The sequence below is a fragment of the Paenibacillus solani genome (assembly GCF_050475945.1).
In the GTDB taxonomy this organism is placed as follows: Bacteria; Bacillota; Bacilli; order Paenibacillales; family Paenibacillaceae; genus Paenibacillus_AQ; species Paenibacillus_AQ solani_A.
Window position 1 is genome coordinate 439,524 of sequence record NZ_JBCMXJ010000016.1, and the last position, 16,090, is coordinate 455,613.

Genomic DNA, 16,090 nt, shown 5'->3' on the forward strand with positions numbered 1-16,090 from the left:
TAATATCAGTAAAGAAGGCATAACCAAATAAACGTCGTTGGGGAACGATTTTTAATAAGGGGACAAAGGTCCCTCTGGTTTTTTGTTGCCTTTTTTGCCTTGAATTAAGCTGTTGAGACTATAATAACTGAATATTTTCTGTTAGTCAATAAAATGACTGAATATTTTTTGTTAATTTGGATTTAGGAGTGAGCAAGAGTTATGTCGTTGGTCGAAAATATCAAGTCGTTGTGTTCTGAAATAGGCATCTCAATCCCTAAATTAGAGGCGACACTGGGTTTGAGCAGAGGTTCTGTATACAACTGGGATAAAAACTCACCGTCGATAGATAAATTGGAGCGAGTCGCTAATTACCTGAAAGTATCCGTAGATTATTTGCTGGACAGAGGGACCATTTTTGATTTAGGGCCTTATATCGAAGAAGAACGGCTTGAACAGGGGTTGTCCGCCGAAGAATTTAGCACTCTTTTAGATATTGATGTGACTGAATTGGTCAAATATGAGGAACAAGAAATACCCATCACCGAAGACTTAGTAGATAAGATGATGGGTATTTTCGGAATAACATTTCCTGAATTTCTTGATAAGTATGGTCTTTTTGATATGGAGATCCCTTCACAGTTCAAAGGTGATGTTAACTCATACCTTGCATTTAACGATGCGAAAGAACGCGATTCGTCTGAAACCTATGAACTTGAGACGATAGCAGCTCACCACGATGGTGATGAATTTACCAAAGAAGAATTAGAAGAAATCGAACGTTTCAAAGAATTCGTTAAAATGCGGAGAAAAGACAGCTAGGAGTGACGCCATCGTGAGTATGTCATATGAAAGCCTGCTTATTGAGGCGCAAAGCGAGGGGATCGAGGTTTTCGAGCGACCCCTCATTGGAACATTAAAAGGCCTTTATTCGGATAACATTATTTGCATTGATAAAGATCTTGAGAATTGTATCGAGAAGGTTTGCATCTTAGCTGAGGAAATTGGCCATCACCATACTTCAACAGGAGATATACTCAATCAGCAGGATGTTCGCAACCGGAAGCAGGAACTCCGAGCAAGACAATGGGCCTACGAAAAACTCATTCCATTATCGGCGATCGTCGAAGTCCGCCAAGCAAAAGTAAACGGAAGACATGAAATCGCCGATTTCCTTGGTGTTACAGAAGAATTTTTACAAGCCACTATAGATAGGTATCGCGATAAGTACGGATTAATCGCAGGTTACCAAAATTACGTTATCTTTTTAGACCCGTTATGGGTTGTTAAAGTAGAATAGTATTTTTTCAACCTTCACGCTTACCGGCCGCAAGGCTGTTTACTATACATAAAAAAAGAACATATGTTTGGAGTGATGTAAGAAATGGCAAAGGGAAGTATTGAAAAACGTGGCGAGCGAACATGGCGACTGACCATAGATCTTGGAACGCATGCAGATGGTACTCGTAATCGCCAAAGGAAAACGATCACAGTCGAGGACGATTCTTTATTGAAGACGACCAAGCGGTTAAGGGACTATTTGAATGACGAATTGGCTCAATTCAAACAAGAAGTTTTGAGCGGAAACTATATTACTCCATCCGGAATGACTTTTAAAGATTTCTTTGTCAATGAGTGGCAACCTAAATTTGCTGCTCTGACCCTTAAACGGACGACATACCTATCTCATTGTTCGAAGATTACACACCATGTATTACCAACAGTAGGTCATCTCCGACTGGATGAAATCACAACGATGATGATGGTTGATTTATTTGCCAAAATGAGAAAACCAGGCAGTCGAGCCGATGGTAAAAAAGATGAACCAATCAAATCGAGAACGATCCAATATACCTTTGATGTAACTAATAGCATATTTAAACGAGCGGTAGAATGGCGTGTTATCTCACGTAACCCGTTAGAAGGCATAAAGCGGCCACAAGTGAGCAAAGAGGATAAAAAAGCGTGGAAGGATCGAAAAAACTTTTTCGAAGATGAAGAAGCTGAGCACGTAATTGGAGCGTTACTTAAATCAGACACGCCATGGAGGCTTTACTTTCTCGGTGCTATCCTTGGAGGGTTCCGCCGAGGCGAGTTGATCGCGCTTACTGAGGATGATATTGACTTTACTGAAAATCGGATCCGTGTTGACGAAAATATATCACACACCGAAGGTGGACAGGCTGTGGTGACTGATGCCAAAAACGAGGCTTCAGATGATTATGTATACATGCCCGGTTGGTACATGGCTGACTTAAAAACCCATGTAAAAAAAATGCGGCGCCTTAAACTGGAAATGAAAGCTAAGGATAAATGGCTTGGTGGCGAAAAGAATTATGTCTTTCATTCAGGATCTGGCAAACCATACTATCACACCACTCCTTCCCAGCGATGGACTGAATGGTGTAAGAAGAATGGTTTCAGGAATGTCTCCTTACATGGCCTTCGACATACAAACGCAACGTACTTATTGAGCCAGGGCGCCTCGATCAAGGAGATCCAGCAGCAGCTTCGTCACTCCACCCCGCAGATCACAACGCAAACCTACACACATGTAACTAAAAAAATGAGTCACAGGACAGCATCGCATTGGGATTCATTTGATCCAAAAATTCGTCCCCAATCCGTCCCCAACAATAAAAAAGGCAGCTGATAATGAAAAAGACCGGTCATAAAAATTATGATCCTGATATAAGAAAAACCCTTTGGGATCAAGGGTTTTCGCTTAGTAATTATAATGCCGAGGACGGGGGTCGAACCCGTACGGTAGTCACCTACCGCAGGATTTTAAGTCCTGTGCGTCTGCCAATTCCGCCACCCCGGCATATTGATACGGTATTCCCGCGTTTTACACTACGCTTAATTCGTCACGTCGCATGGGATTCCGAGCTAACTAGTGGAATATCTTACGACAGCAACCAAGCATATTTCGTTCTGGCGACAAAATCGATAATAACATGTCTATCCATATGATGTCAATATATTTTTTGCATTTGATCTTAAGGTAATCACTGATTTACAAATAACCTGAATTGTATCATGTTCAGAATAATATGTCCGAGTCTGCAAATGATAATAAAGCTTGCATGTTTCATTAAGACAGGAACTATAGAGAAAAGGATAGATCATCATGAAAAAATGTCTTATCATTCTGTGGGTTGCCCTCTCCCTCTCCCTTTGCTATCCAATGAATGCGAATGCAGGTCAAGGGCCTTCCGCTTCAAGGGGCCGAGACTATTATGAGGAACGCGGCGAAATATTGTGGGAGGTACCTACGCACAGCAAAGTAATTGCTCTTACGTTTGATGACGGGCCCGATAATCAAAGCACGATGAAAATTTTGGATTTATTAAAGCAGTACGACGCCAAAGCCACCTTCTTTGTTGTCGGCAACCGGGTTAAGCAGCATCCAGGCATCGTATCCAGGGAACTGCAGGAAGGACATGAAATCGGCAATCATTCCTACACCCACCCGCCCTTTCACAATATCAGCAGCAAAAAATTATTAAGTGAATTGAACCAGACCCAGGAAGCAATCTTTGATGCAACCGGAGTAAAAAGTGTATTATTCCGCCCACCTGGTGGCAGCTACAATGATTCGATAGTGAGAACAAGCAAAGATTTCGGTATGCTAACCGTGTTATGGTCATGGCATCAGGATACGCTGGACTGGCGGAAGCCCGGTGTCAACCGGATAGTGAAAAAAGTTCTCGATAACGCTCGCAACGGAGACATCGTATTAATGCATGACTTTGTGCCAAGCAGTACACAGACGGTAGAAGCACTTGCTATCATTTTGCCAGAGCTTCAAAAAAGAGGGTTTGAATTTGTTACAGTCTCAGAGCTAATGTCATATCAGGAAAAAACGAATAAATTCATGGAAGTGAACCATTGAATCATAGGATCCAGCTACCCGTTGCCACTCTGGTAACGGTTTTCTTGCAGATCTTTTGAGTCGTACTCATTATCATGTTAATTTCCACTTGAACATCGTAATTTCATTTGATAAGATACAGAACGAACGTTCAGTATATAAGATTAGGATAGGTAAGGGAATTAGGAGGGACGTGGAACATGCGTGAATAAAAAACAGCAACAGACAGAAGATACCAAGCGACGCATTGCTGACGCCGCCAAAACACTGTTTATGCAAAAAGGTTACAAATCAACTTCTATTGAAGAAATTGTGGATGCCACCGGCAGCAGCAAAGGAAATATTTATTATCACTTTAAGAGCAAGGAAGGGCTGTTTCTGTACTTGATCGAGGAGTGGGACCTTGAATGGGAACAGAAATGGAGTTGCAAAGAACAGCAGTACACTACCACCATTGATAAGCTGTACGGAATTGCTGATCAATTGGTGTTTGATGACCTGAATCACCCTTTTTCCAAAGCGCTGGATGAATTTATGAACAGCAATGACAACATGACCGAAGACGTGGAGCAACGAATCGTTCAGATCATTCGGAGTCATTTGGAGTTCAACCAGAAGTTACTACAGCAAGGGATAGACCGCGGGGAATTTGAGAATCATAACGTAGAGCAGCTGTCCATCATCTTTGAGAGCCTCATTGTAGGCTTAAGCCAGATGTCGCGAATTACGAAGGTGGAAAATGCACTTTCCCTTTATCATGCTGCCATTAAAGTATTTCTGTATGGCATCGAAAAGAAATCTTGATCATTTGCTGCCTTTTTATTTAGCCTCCAATTCATGGAGAATCTCTTTCGTCCCATTACAAACCGAACGTTCAGTATAACGGATTGGGTAAGCCTTACTCATTCTTTATCTCGGAATAAATGGCCTTATATTTTTGGAGGATATCATCATGTCACTACTAGTGCGAAATAAGGGAGCGATCCTGCTCCTTATGTTCAACATATTTTTAGTGTTCACCGGCATCGGGCTCGTCATACCTATTATGCCAACCTATATGACCGAACTGCATATCAGCGGCAGTACGGTAGGCATGCTCGTTGCTGCCTTTTCATTAACACAGCTATTGTTCTCGCCTCTAGCGGGAAGATTATCTGATACCGTAGGACGGAAGAAAATTATCATCTCCGGTATGATCGTGTTCGCCTTCTCGGAATGGATGTTCGGAGCTGCCAGTACGCCAGTTCTGCTCTTTGCGTCCAGGATGCTGGGTGGCGTCGGCGCTGCTCTTATTATGCCCGCTATTATGGCTTACACGGCTGACGTGACTTCGAATGAAGAACGCGCCAGAGGAATGGGCTTCATCAATGCTGCGATTACGACCGGCTTTATTATTGGACCTGGCATTGGGGGCTTTATTGCGGAGTTCGGTATTCGTGTGCCCTTCTACGCTGCAGCCATTGCAGGAGCAGTAGCCGCATTAATTACGTTATTGCTGCTTCCAGAGTCCTCCGCTAAACGAGAAGCCCCTACCGTGCTCGGGCAAAGGAAGGAAAGTTTGGCTGTACAGCTGGTCCGTTCATTTAAGGAACCTTATTTCCTGAGTTTGATTATCGTGTTTGTTCTCTCATTCGGTCTTGCTAATTATGAGACCGTGTTTGGTCTCTTCGTGGATCATAAGTTCGGTTTCACGCCGAAAGATATAGCCATGATCATTACCTTTGGTTCGATCGCGGGTGCTGTCGTGCAAGCGACGATCTTTGGCTGGATCCTGAATCGATTCGGTGAGAAAAGAGTCATTACACTCAGTTTGCTGACTGCAGGCGTGTGCATTCTATTAACGCTGTTTGTCCATAAATACTGGCTCATCTTCCTGGTAACCTTCCTGGTGTTCCTGTCCATCGACATCCTGCGTCCCGCCATCGGTACGCAAATGTCCAAGCTGGCGAAAGATGAGCAAGGCTACGTCGCCGGCCTGAACTCAGCTTATACCAGCCTGGGTAATATTGCTGGGCCGCTCCTGGCAGGCTATTTGTTTGATTTAAATATCAACTTTCCATATATCTCCGCCTCCATCGTCCTCATCCTCTGCTTCTTCCTGGCCATGCGTGCAGGGAGGGCCTGGGAAGCTACTGAAGCTGTCATGAATGAACATTAACAGCTCAGCCTTAACAACATGACAAGACCCCACCTGTTCTCGGTGGGGTCTTGTTTATACTCTGTCGTTATCTTCCATTCGTGGCCAGGATCACAATCGCCAGTAACGCCACAAGTGCAAATAATAAAGCCCATCCTAACTCAAATCGTTTTTGTTCCTTGTATGCCTTGAAAGCTTTCCTTGTTTCAAATACGAATACGATCACTAAAAAGGCCATTAACACAGGTAAACCCCATGATTGATCTAAAATCCATCCTGACATCGATGATCCCCCATCCTATGTACGAATCCGTTGCTCGCTGCTTAACCAGCTCTCATCATTTACTCATGGATTCTTCCGACTCCATCTAAAATGTACCTGAAGTCGCCCGTAATTTCAATTAAACAGCATGTTGCAATACACAGTATATTATATCGACTCCAATATTCCCCTAAAGTGCTTGCACACCCCTTATAGTTCTGGTTAATTAGAATATTATAGAACCTTCTGGGCACGATAATTTTGGCACCTGAACCAACATCAGTCTAAATCGACCTGGAGGGAGGTAAAACGATGAAGAAAATCTGCGTGTCTTTCTTGGCTGCATGGAGTATTGCCTTGGTTCTTGTTGTTCCTGCTTTTGCAGAATATAACAACATGAACAGAAACGATATGAACACAAACAATGTGAACACCAACAGTTACCACACCAATGCTACGACTCAGGATAAACGTACAGACTGGGGATGGCTTGGATTGCTTGGCCTCGTCGGCTTGGCAGGTCTTAAACGACGCTCGCCAGAGCGTCAGTAGAAGAGGTTCTGCGTCTGAAGCTGCCTGTTGATTGTTCTTTCGATCATAAGGCGTATCATGATAAATAGCAGAAAAACCCTTGCAGAGCAAGGGTTTTTCTATTTGTAAGAGATATAGGACTGACCTAACAACCGCCGGAGAATTCATGTTTGATAATGCCCAAGAATCGCGCAAAAATGAAAAATAGCTACAGGTAATTATATAAAAATAAAACGACAAAGGTGAAATGTTCAACTGCTACCCTTGTCGTAAGATAAATGCTTCAATTAAATCACTTACGCTAATATCATCAAGGTCTTCCGCAAGTTTATCAGCTTTTGTTTTCTTTCTAAGTGAACCTTCTAATAAAATTTCCACCCTCTGGTCTTTATCGACTAGGACAGAGTTAACTTTCAAAGCATTGGTAAGTATACCGACAACAACTGCAATCTGAGCAGGGGATAATTTAGGCAGTGAGTTTTTTTTGTTTTTACCGTTTCTCTTGTTTTTTTCATTACCGTTATTTCCAATTTTTCTCACTGCTCTTACCCCCAAACTAACCCACTATTACTGGTTCAACCCCTCCATCAGCTTCTGGCGGCCCCGTGATAAATGAATAAATGATTATAACTATAACAATAAACGTAATAATGCGCTTACCCTCATCCTGATCCATTACATCACTCCGTTTAGAACATATAGTAAGAGGGATATTAACTCGTTAGATCCTTTACTTTTCTTCTGAGATCCAAGTTCATGATAAAATTATACTTACTTGCATGCTTAAGTTCATCAGTCAAAATCTCAAAAATCATATCCCGATAGTATTGGTTTGGCAGGCCTGCCCTGATATTACGGTACTTTTCAACTGCTTTTAACTCACCCATTAAAGCTTTTTCAACACCCTCAATAAAGGATTGAGGTTTTTCGAACTGTACTTCCGTTGGAGTCTGGATCGCTCTTCCGGTAAATGCCTCATAAATCATACGAAACATCTTATTATGTCTACGCTCATCATCCCTGATACTGCTAATAATATCTTTCTCCTGCTGGGTAGGTGCTACGGAAATTAAATAATCATAAAACAGCTCATCTTCTCGCTCACCGGAAACTGCTTGTTCAATTAATGTCAGTGCCTCTTCTAACGATTTGTAAGTAGCTTCTTGAGATTCACCACGATAATATGGATAACCAGGATAACAAGTTGACTCTGAACTAAAGGGATAATAAAGCGGTATGTTATTCATGGGCATTTTTTCACCTCCCGATTTGTTTCATAACATTCTATTCCCGATTTGAAGTTAGGAATCATGTCCACCGTCTAAAATTCAGGGATTTCGGGCAAATATTGCTTCTATACCCAGATCAGGATGCGCACCGGTTACCCCTACAGATCTTCATCGAGAGAATATTGCTTTCCAAAAATACGCGCGGCGCTCCTATCTGCAAACACTTCGCTCGAACTCGCCCATCCTTCACCGCCAGCACCTCAATCTTACGTTGTGTAATCATCCCCTTACGATCCATGTAGAGTCAGTAGAGACCCGATGATAATTGCTAGAAAGTTGGCATCCATTGGGTTTAGTAATTATCTTGGGAGCCCAATTTATTTAGGTCAAGTGTCACTATTCATTTGCATACATAATATGCACTATCTCATGACGAAAGGGAGAAGATCGATGAATCAACAAAGCTATAGCGTTCAAGAAAATCAACAACGGGAGCCACAGCCTTATCATTATGGCCATGAGCATGCCCATCACCCACATTTTCATCCATATAGTCAACCGTCAGGCCAGCATATGATCCATCATCATCATCACCATCATCACCATTTTCACCACCACTACCAAATGAGGAGAGACGAAGATTAATATTTGAAAATGATAACAATAAGGCGAGAAGAGTCACGCCCGGTCTTATGACGCATTCATGCAGCCGTGCGTGTCATACTCGCCTTTTTCTTTGCTTACAACCGATCACCTTCATGTGGTTTTCAATATAGAGTCAGATATTCAGGAATCTTAACTACTCATAGATATAGACTCTGATATTTTCTTATATAACTAAGCACACGCCAGGTCACTTAATTTGTGGTGTAGTCCACCTTCACAAGGTGGCTATCTACACTATAAGGATTTTTAAGACTTGTCTAACACGATGAAGGAAATCAGAACTCATCATCCTTCTGAAGCTTAATATCCAATTCCATCAGCCGCTCCAAGTCAGCGACCGCCTTCATCATTATATGTTCAGCCTGGAGGTCCTTAACCCATTGGGCGATAGCTTCCTTAACAATCTTCCGGTATTGTTCCTTTGACTCAATGATTCATTCCAGCACCGTGGGCTCATGCTGCATCAAGATGCCTTTATCCTGCGATGTTCTCATGGTCGTTCCCCTTTCTATATATCTTGGCATAAGAAAAACCGCCCAATCATTAGACGGTTTGTTCTATACACTGGTCCCGTTAGCTTAATCAGTTGCGGCGAATAAAACTCGAACATGGCGCTGATCACGACTTCAGCAACGTTATCGCGTTCGCAACCGGTTGAACTAAGAGATACTAAGGGACTAATCTTCTAGTTCAATTTCGATACGTGCAAGGACACCAGCTGGATTATCTCCGCTTCTGTTTGCATTTGATGGGAAGTTAAAAGCGGCGATCACGATATCATTTGTACCTCTCCGAAGGAAACGCCTAATATTAAACGATCTTCCCGGATTAAAGAATGAAACATTGCCTTGCGGATTGTCGATAACTACCGACCGGCCATTTATTAAAACAATGGCAAAGTTATCAACGGCCAGGAATAAACTAGCTCTTTGAATATTGTCTCTAATCGTAAATCTTCTGGCGACCACAGCAGCAGGACCGTTAGGGTCATTTCTTCCCCAAACGTACGATTCACCAGCTTGCGGCGCTACCCATGCTGGATTTCGCTCGATTTCCAGTGCGTTTACCCAATTTCGATTCGTACTTATTCTCCGGGTTCTTTGATTAATAACAACCGGATTTTGTGCATTCAATGATCTTTGTGCGGCAATTATCGTTCTCATTGCCTTTGCAACGCTACCCGCCCAGATTCCTTTCTGTCTTCTAGGTGCTTGTAGCTGTTTGAGCGTATTATTTGCCTTTCCTAGTCCTGTTCTTTTGCCCATTTCATGCCTCCTCCTTTTTTATCAACGAATCCTTAACATATATATGAGTCCTTGAATTTAATGGATATGGACAAATGATAGGTCAAATCGCTCAATTTTCTCAACTGAAACCCCTACGCGAACTATCGACTCCACATCGCCGAACTCTTCTATGCTTCGCTTTAGCTATTCATACTCCGGATCTCCGGGCTGTAAATCCACTCTTGGATTGTATGCCACTTGGTTGATTCGAACTATTGGTATGACCCTGATCTCCATGATTAGCCCCAATAAAAAAAGCACCCTAAGGTGCGTAATCAATAAATTCCAAACTATACTTTCCGTTGTTATTGAGTAGTGATCCTTCCTCCACTATTAAAAAGCCAAGAATCTTCGACACTTGTTGTCACGCTCCTTAAACTCGCTCAAACAGACCTTAGTCCTGTTGATTACTAAGCTCCCGTTAGCAAATGCGTTAGCAATTCATTGAGCGCAACCTATTATCGTCTGATATACCATCAAATAATTAACCTTACAAATAGCAAAAAACCCTTGCATCGCAAGGGTTTTTCTGTGAGTGGGCCCTACAGGACTCGAACCTGTGACCAATCGGTTATGAGCCGACCGCTCTAACCAACTGAGCTAAGGGCCCTGAACATACAAGTACACATAAACATAAGGACGTCATACATACAATGAAATTAAATTGGTTGCGGGGGCAGGATTTGAACCTACGACCTTCGGGTTATGAGCCCGACGAGCTACCGAACTGCTCCACCCCGCGGCAATGCTGTATGAAACAGCGACAAGAATAAATATACACCATTTACCTAGTTGAAGTCAAGTACTGTTTTGATGGAATTTTCGTTAAGGTATAAATCGGACACCATAACGACCTTTTTTGGAACGGTAAATCTCAACAAGCCGCGGATCATGAAACCCAAACAGCCATCCATCCTGTTCCAGCCTCTTAGCAAAACACCCCGCCTGAAACTTGGTTGTATAAAGCTTTCCATAATATACCCAGTTCATTCTATGCGACTCCTTACCGAGAGATCATAATATTATGCTGTCACCCTAGTATGTCCAAGCTCCCAGAAAAAATCCACCTCCCCATGAAATTCATACCTATTCCTCCGTTAAAAAGACGATAACCAGCCGTCCTGCAATCACATCGTTATCGGAATCCAACTGGTTATTCCCCTTGCAGCGCACATTATTAAGTTTACTGGCCGTCAGCCTCTACAAACCGTGCAGCGATGCTCATTAGCTCCTGCTCCATCGTATTCATCATCTGGATGAAATTCATAAGCTGTGCCTTCGTCTCCTCCGCTTCAGTACGGAATCGCTGCTGGGAAACTCCCTCCCATTCCGCATTTAACGTTTCAATGACATGCGACAGCCTTGCAACCAATTCGCCACCATGCTCGCTCCCGCTTCGAATATCTGCCGCGGCACGACGCAGCTCTTCAGGGGACACTTCAATTCGTCCAGACATAGCTCCCCTCCTCCCAGTATGATTGTGAATGAATTATTTACTCTGGCTTGACCTCTGCCAGAACAGCTTGAAATTCTTCTTCCTCTTCATCCTGGTAACCGGTAAAGATAATATCCCGGATATCTTCATGATTAAAAACATAAGCAAACTCCGGACTGACATACCCTTCGGGATATGGGCATGCCAAATAGTCGAACATCTGCGACTCTTCAAGCGCCAAAATCTGCTTGCGACCGTAAATCACCAGCTTCTTCTCGCCTTCCTTCAAAATGACAATCGATCCATTAGGCAGTAATTGTTGCGTCATAACGATCCTCTCCTTTTCTTACTCTTTCTTTGCGATGCCGGAGCCTTATTGCCTTGATTCATTTTGTTTAAATAAGCCGCATTCCGTTTCTCTTTCGGTAATCCCAGAACAGGATAATGCGCCTTCAAATGATCCATATGATTCAGAATAAAGATATACCGATGAATAAACACGACGGCCATGTACAAACCGAGTAGCAGCAGCACGGAAAAAGCCGCCATTCCCATTACAAATCCACCAAGATCCCCAGCAACAGCAACAATGATGTAATATCCTGTATAGCCGATCCCGGCCAACAGGAAAGCTGCTTTACCTGCTTTTCCTATGCTTCCGTTTCGCTCCATGGACTGGTAAGACCTTTGCTGCAGAGCTCTTACATGCAACAAGTAAAAAGCAACGAGTAGCACCAGCATAACCCCTACAGAGCTAAGCCCGTATCCGATGGAATCCACACCAGCCATGTCATACATCATTTTTAATATGGCGGCCTGACAAGCAGTAGCTAGTGCCAAGCCGTATATTCCTAAATACAGGACAAAACTAACCTCGGCCCGATACGGGTCTGTACTCAGCCCCAGGCCCCATAGCAGCATAGCCACCCACACCCCCGCGGCCACATAGAAATACACCGACATCATCGGTGCTGCCAGCGTAACCAATACAGGGATCAGCATTATAAACAAAAAGCATACAATGCCGCCCCGAATCTGCTCGGCGGGGATAAGCCGGAAATGAAACTGCTCTTCCTCGGAAACCTTCGTACTCATCCTCGACACTCCCCTTATTTAAACCAGCCTGCTATCGTAGAGCCTATCTTCTGTGCCCCCATTTTCAAACCTTCGGTGATGGTATCCTTCTTACCATCCCCGTCAAAATCTGCGAACTTGATGCCATCCATCACATAGGAAGCGCCTACCGACACACCGAAACCGATGGCTGCACCTGCAAGAGTACCGATTGGGCCACCTACAGCTGTCCCAATAAGCGCACCCGCTTTCGCTCCAGCAGCTGCTGATGCGACCACCGTACCGACTCCGACCCCCACATCGACGACAGCATCTCCCGCGATTTTAGCGCCGCTCTTGTGCTCGTTGATATTGGTTACCAAATTACCTACCGTCTGCAAGGCGATGCCTGCATAACCGAGCTTGCCGCCTTTCAAGCTAAGCGAATCCTTTACGGCCGCACCGGGCAGAACATATTTAGGAATCCTCGGATGACTTCTCCAGTTATATTCAGCGTAGGATTTCTTTCGGATATTAGCCAGCATACCGTTGGTGACGTTAGCGCGCATGTTGCCGCGCTTGTCCTTCTCAAGCCACACGCCAAAACCGTTCCGGTACATATCCCAGTATTTGTACATCGTACCCGATGCGGTTGCTGTTCCGAACAATACCCCTGCTGATGTTAGCGGATTGTTCATCCATTGATCCGTTGATCCGCCAAATGGCGCAAGTGCATTGAATTCAACACCTGCCGCCGTCACCGGTGGATCTGCCTTTTTATTCCCGTTCTGTGCCAGACTCGTCTGAAGCAGCAGATGCGGGCAAACCTGTGCGACCGCTTGCTTGCCGAAGGACAACTGGTTCCCAAGTGATTGATCTGTCTCCGAAAAATCCCCCGCCTTCTTCACAAGCTGCCCGCGGTTTTGCTCCAGACGGCTTACCACGGACTGGCAAGCGGCACGGCATTGGGCGAGACGCTGCTCGACCTGGGCACGATGACGCGATTCCCAAGCCATGCTCTGAATGCGCTGCTGCATCCGCTCTTGAAGCTGCTGGACTTCCCGTGCAATATCAGATACCGCTGCTCCTTGCTGGCTCAGCATTTCGGGCACCACACGTATTTTGGTCATAAGTAACAATCCTCCATGTGTTTAATCGGGAAGGTGTTCACAGAGGGAACCAGAATTCTTACTTTACACGTTCAATGACTGCACCAAGTTCACGGATGATTTCCGTTACCGTGGCACCCCATATCTGATCTTGGTCACCTTCGCTGCGAATCAGCCAGTTGGCATCTTTGCCCCTCAACAGCTCGATTCCCTGAACTCTGCAGTTGAGATTCGGACAATAATACGCTGTAAATGCAGCATATCGCTCCGGATGGCTGACGCTGTCAACCAGGGAAGAAACAACTGATTTCGAATAGCCTTGAGCGAGCAGGTGTTTCTGAGGCTCCCCATCACCCTGTCCGGCATGGATCCACTGTTGTAACCAACCTTTAGGCAGTGTCAGTTGACCTGTATCCCGGTTTTTCCTATCCTCCAGCTGCAAGTAGCTCATAATCTTCAGCCAAGCTTGCGAAGGAGTTCCCAGTTCTTGCAGCACATAGGCTCTAGTACCGTCTGAGTCGCTTTCAATTTCCGCTTTTACAACAAGACTTGAACTATAATAAATGAAACATTCCTTCTGTTCGTCTTCGAAGCCAGATACTCTTATATGAATCGTCAGCAGTGTCCTGCTGCATACTTCTATGTATTCGAGTAATTTCTGGAGAAGAACAGGCTCACTGCTGCTTGTATCAATCAAACCCTGTTCGGACAACTCTTGTTCCACCTTGGCAATTTCACCTGGCATCTCCTCAGCCAATGTTCCGCGAAAAGGATCCTCCAGTCCAATCACAGCCCTCGCACCAACAATGCCGGTTAACACAAAAAATTGTTTGCCGGTCAGTTTGATCCTCGATGCACGATCCAAAAGGTCTCTCCTCCTTACATTTTCTTCTGTCTATTTCCAATTCGCAGGTATCATTACCATTATAGGTGAAACATCTTCTTCCCCTCTACCAAGTCCTGGCCCTAAATTTATAGGAAGATATACCCAAATCAGACGATAATAAAACAAGGAGCGGAAAATGTCATTTTCTAGGATAGATTCATCGGTTTATGAGATGCTTGGAGCTATCGTCTAAACAAAAAAAGACGCCGCTCTGGATAATGCCAGAGACGGCGGCCGCTCTTGAAACGAAGATTTATTTACACACCAAATGATGCAGGATTTGCTCTCCAGGATTGAAGTAGCTCTACATCCTCTTTCTGAATCCGATTCTCAGATAATGCTACCTCAATGAGTGCACTGTAATTAGACAAACTCTGCAGAGGAATCCCGGCATCGGAGAAAGCTTGTACCGCTTTATCCAGCTGATAGCTGAAAATAGCCAGTACGGCCAGCGGCTCTGCACCTGCATCCTTTACTGCCTGTGCAGCCTTTAAAGAGCTGCCGCCAGTGGAGATCAGATCCTCAATTACGACCACCTTCTGTCCGGGTTTAATCAAACCCTCGATCAGGTTCTCCTTGCCGTGTCCCTTTGCTTTGTCCCTAATATACGACATCGGCAGGTTCATTTTCTGAGATACAAAAGCCGCATGCGGAATCCCGGCTGTGGCCGTTCCGGCAATTGCCTCTGCCTCCGGATATTGCTCCCGAATAACGGCAGCAAACGATTCAGCAATGTAGTCGCGAATTTCAGGATAGGACATGGTCAGGCGATTATCACAGTAGATCGGGGATTTGATACCCGAAGTCCATGTAAACGGCTGGTGAGGCCGAAGGGATACTGCCTCAATCTTCAGCAAATAGGATGCGATCTGTTGTGGAATATTCGCGAGTGTACTCATGCTTGAACCATCTCCTCTATAATTTGTACAGCAGCTTGTCTCGGATCAGGTGACGCCGTAATCGGACGACCGACGACCAGATAATGACTGCCCTTGCGAATCGCTTCTCCAGGGGTAAGGACCCGGGACTGGTCACCGATATCCGCGCCAGCCGGGCGGATGCCTGGTATCACGGTTTTAAACGAATTTCCGCAGGCATGTGAAATGGCCTCCACTTCAAGCGACGAAGCGACAACACCATGCAGTCCGGCTTGCTGAGCAAGCTTAGCGTACCGTACGACCGCATCTTCTACCAAACCCGGAATACCAATTTCGTGATTCATGACATCCTGACTCGTGCTGGTCAACTGTGTTACAGCAATGATTGTAGGCATGGCAAGACCCGGGGTGTCCGCCACTGCGGCCTCCGCCCCGGCTTTTGCCGCCTGCATCATCAGCATGCCGCCGCTGGCATGGACATTGAACATGTCCACACCGAGCCGCGTTACGCTATGCGAGCCGCCTTTTACCGTGTTTGGAATATCATGCATCTTCACATCCAGGAACACGGAGTAGCCTTTTGATTTTAATTCTTTTACAAAGTCAGGACCTGCAGCATAGAACAGCTGCATGCCGACCTTCATATAACACGGGATTCCCTCCAGCTTCTGTACCAAAGCCTTTGCATGCTCGGCATCCGGGTAATCCAGGGCCACCATCAGGCGGCCCGCCATTTCATTGTAGCTGGCGTTCATCTATACCCCT

At 44.8% G+C, this 16,090-nt stretch carries 20 protein-coding genes and 3 tRNA genes; 7 read left to right on the forward strand and 16 right to left on the reverse strand.

Annotated features, from left to right (window positions below):
* The first annotated feature begins 201 nt into the window (after window positions 1-201).
* The 3 genes from ABEQ74_RS20700 (at window position 202) to ABEQ74_RS20710 (ending at window position 2,632) form a co-directional block, all read left to right on the forward strand.
* Window positions 202-801: a helix-turn-helix domain-containing protein gene (locus ABEQ74_RS20700; protein WP_430124019.1), complete on the forward strand. Its 600-nt coding sequence runs from the start codon at window positions 202-204 to the stop codon at window positions 799-801.
* A gap of 19 nt (window positions 802-820) precedes the next feature.
* Window positions 821-1,279, forward strand: a complete 459-nt coding sequence (locus ABEQ74_RS20705; protein ID WP_430124253.1) for an ImmA/IrrE family metallo-endopeptidase — start codon at window positions 821-823, stop codon at window positions 1,277-1,279.
* Between the two features lie 84 nt (window positions 1,280-1,363).
* Window positions 1,364-2,632, forward strand: a complete 1,269-nt coding sequence (locus ABEQ74_RS20710) for a tyrosine-type recombinase/integrase (protein ID WP_430124020.1) — start codon at window positions 1,364-1,366, stop codon at window positions 2,630-2,632.
* 85 nt (window positions 2,633-2,717) lie between these two features.
* Here ABEQ74_RS20710 and ABEQ74_RS20715 read toward each other — a convergent pair.
* Window positions 2,718-2,803, reverse strand: a tRNA-Leu gene (locus ABEQ74_RS20715).
* Between the two features lie 306 nt (window positions 2,804-3,109).
* Here ABEQ74_RS20715 and ABEQ74_RS20720 point away from each other — a divergent pair.
* From ABEQ74_RS20720 to ABEQ74_RS20730, 3 genes are all read left to right on the forward strand, one after another.
* Window positions 3,110-3,874: a polysaccharide deacetylase family protein gene (locus ABEQ74_RS20720; protein ID WP_430124021.1), complete on the forward strand. Its 765-nt coding sequence runs from the start codon at window positions 3,110-3,112 to the stop codon at window positions 3,872-3,874.
* 183 nt (window positions 3,875-4,057) lie between these two features.
* On the forward strand, window positions 4,058-4,657 hold the full coding sequence (locus ABEQ74_RS20725) for a TetR/AcrR family transcriptional regulator (RefSeq protein ID WP_430124022.1): 600 nt from the start codon (window positions 4,058-4,060) through the stop codon (window positions 4,655-4,657).
* Between the two features lie 148 nt (window positions 4,658-4,805).
* Complete coding sequence (locus tag ABEQ74_RS20730; RefSeq protein ID WP_430124023.1) at window positions 4,806-6,011, forward strand: MFS transporter; 1,206 nt, start codon at window positions 4,806-4,808, stop codon at window positions 6,009-6,011.
* A 67-nt stretch (window positions 6,012-6,078) separates the two neighbouring features.
* Here the strand turns inward: ABEQ74_RS20730 and ABEQ74_RS20735 are convergent, their stop codons facing one another.
* Window positions 6,079-6,273, reverse strand: a complete 195-nt coding sequence (locus tag ABEQ74_RS20735; RefSeq protein WP_430124024.1) for a hypothetical protein — start codon at window positions 6,271-6,273, stop codon at window positions 6,079-6,081.
* 291 nt (window positions 6,274-6,564) lie between these two features.
* Between ABEQ74_RS20735 and ABEQ74_RS20740 the strand changes: the two genes are divergently transcribed.
* The gene (locus tag ABEQ74_RS20740) at window positions 6,565-6,804 is read left to right on the forward strand and encodes a WGxxGxxG family protein (protein WP_430124025.1); all 240 of its coding nucleotides are present in this window, start codon (window positions 6,565-6,567) and stop codon (window positions 6,802-6,804) included.
* A 237-nt stretch (window positions 6,805-7,041) separates the two neighbouring features.
* On the opposite strand, the gene ABEQ74_RS20745 is transcribed toward ABEQ74_RS20740, so the two are convergent.
* From ABEQ74_RS20745 to pyrF, 14 genes are all read right to left on the reverse strand, one after another.
* The gene (locus tag ABEQ74_RS20745; protein ID WP_430124026.1) at window positions 7,042-7,323 is read right to left on the reverse strand and encodes a hypothetical protein; all 282 of its coding nucleotides are present in this window, start codon (window positions 7,321-7,323) and stop codon (window positions 7,042-7,044) included.
* A 173-nt stretch (window positions 7,324-7,496) separates the two neighbouring features.
* Window positions 7,497-8,030 carry a ferritin family protein gene (locus ABEQ74_RS20750; protein WP_430124027.1) on the reverse strand — a complete coding sequence of 178 codons (534 nt, stop codon included), beginning with the start codon at window positions 8,028-8,030 and terminating at the stop codon, window positions 7,497-7,499.
* Between the two features lie 409 nt (window positions 8,031-8,439).
* On the reverse strand, window positions 8,440-8,694 hold the full coding sequence (locus ABEQ74_RS20755) for a hypothetical protein (protein WP_430124028.1): 255 nt from the start codon (window positions 8,692-8,694) through the stop codon (window positions 8,440-8,442).
* A 661-nt stretch (window positions 8,695-9,355) separates the two neighbouring features.
* Window positions 9,356-9,943, reverse strand: a complete 588-nt coding sequence (locus ABEQ74_RS20760; protein WP_430124029.1) for a hypothetical protein — start codon at window positions 9,941-9,943, stop codon at window positions 9,356-9,358.
* A 557-nt stretch (window positions 9,944-10,500) separates the two neighbouring features.
* A tRNA-Ile gene (locus ABEQ74_RS20765) sits at window positions 10,501-10,574 on the reverse strand.
* Window positions 10,575-10,629: 55 nt separating this feature from the next.
* Window positions 10,630-10,706: transfer RNA gene (locus ABEQ74_RS20770), tRNA-Met, on the reverse strand.
* An 83-nt stretch (window positions 10,707-10,789) separates the two neighbouring features.
* On the reverse strand, window positions 10,790-10,954 hold the full coding sequence (locus ABEQ74_RS20775; RefSeq protein WP_165593372.1) for a hypothetical protein: 165 nt from the start codon (window positions 10,952-10,954) through the stop codon (window positions 10,790-10,792).
* A gap of 193 nt (window positions 10,955-11,147) precedes the next feature.
* Window positions 11,148-11,420, reverse strand: coding sequence for a WXG100 family type VII secretion target (locus ABEQ74_RS20780; protein WP_430124030.1), 273 nt, complete (start codon window positions 11,418-11,420; stop codon window positions 11,148-11,150).
* A 37-nt stretch (window positions 11,421-11,457) separates the two neighbouring features.
* Complete coding sequence (locus ABEQ74_RS20785) at window positions 11,458-11,727, reverse strand: DUF4176 domain-containing protein (protein WP_430124032.1); 270 nt, start codon at window positions 11,725-11,727, stop codon at window positions 11,458-11,460.
* Window positions 11,724-12,494, reverse strand: a complete 771-nt coding sequence (locus ABEQ74_RS20790) for a hypothetical protein (RefSeq protein WP_430124033.1) — start codon at window positions 12,492-12,494, stop codon at window positions 11,724-11,726. Before ABEQ74_RS20790 ends, ABEQ74_RS20785 begins: the two co-directional genes overlap by 4 nt.
* A gap of 14 nt (window positions 12,495-12,508) precedes the next feature.
* The gene (locus tag ABEQ74_RS20795; protein WP_430124034.1) at window positions 12,509-13,582 is read right to left on the reverse strand and encodes a WXG100 family type VII secretion target; all 1,074 of its coding nucleotides are present in this window, start codon (window positions 13,580-13,582) and stop codon (window positions 12,509-12,511) included.
* A 58-nt stretch (window positions 13,583-13,640) separates the two neighbouring features.
* Complete coding sequence (locus tag ABEQ74_RS20800; RefSeq protein ID WP_430124036.1) at window positions 13,641-14,426, reverse strand: hypothetical protein; 786 nt, start codon at window positions 14,424-14,426, stop codon at window positions 13,641-13,643.
* Window positions 14,427-14,704: 278 nt separating this feature from the next.
* The gene (gene pyrE, locus ABEQ74_RS20805) at window positions 14,705-15,346 is read right to left on the reverse strand and encodes an orotate phosphoribosyltransferase (protein WP_430124037.1); all 642 of its coding nucleotides are present in this window, start codon (window positions 15,344-15,346) and stop codon (window positions 14,705-14,707) included.
* Window positions 15,343-16,080, reverse strand: coding sequence for an orotidine-5'-phosphate decarboxylase (pyrF, locus tag ABEQ74_RS20810; RefSeq protein WP_430124038.1), 738 nt, complete (start codon window positions 16,078-16,080; stop codon window positions 15,343-15,345). The genes pyrE and pyrF overlap by 4 nt, the downstream gene beginning before the upstream one ends.
* Window positions 16,081-16,090: the final 10 nt, after the last annotated feature.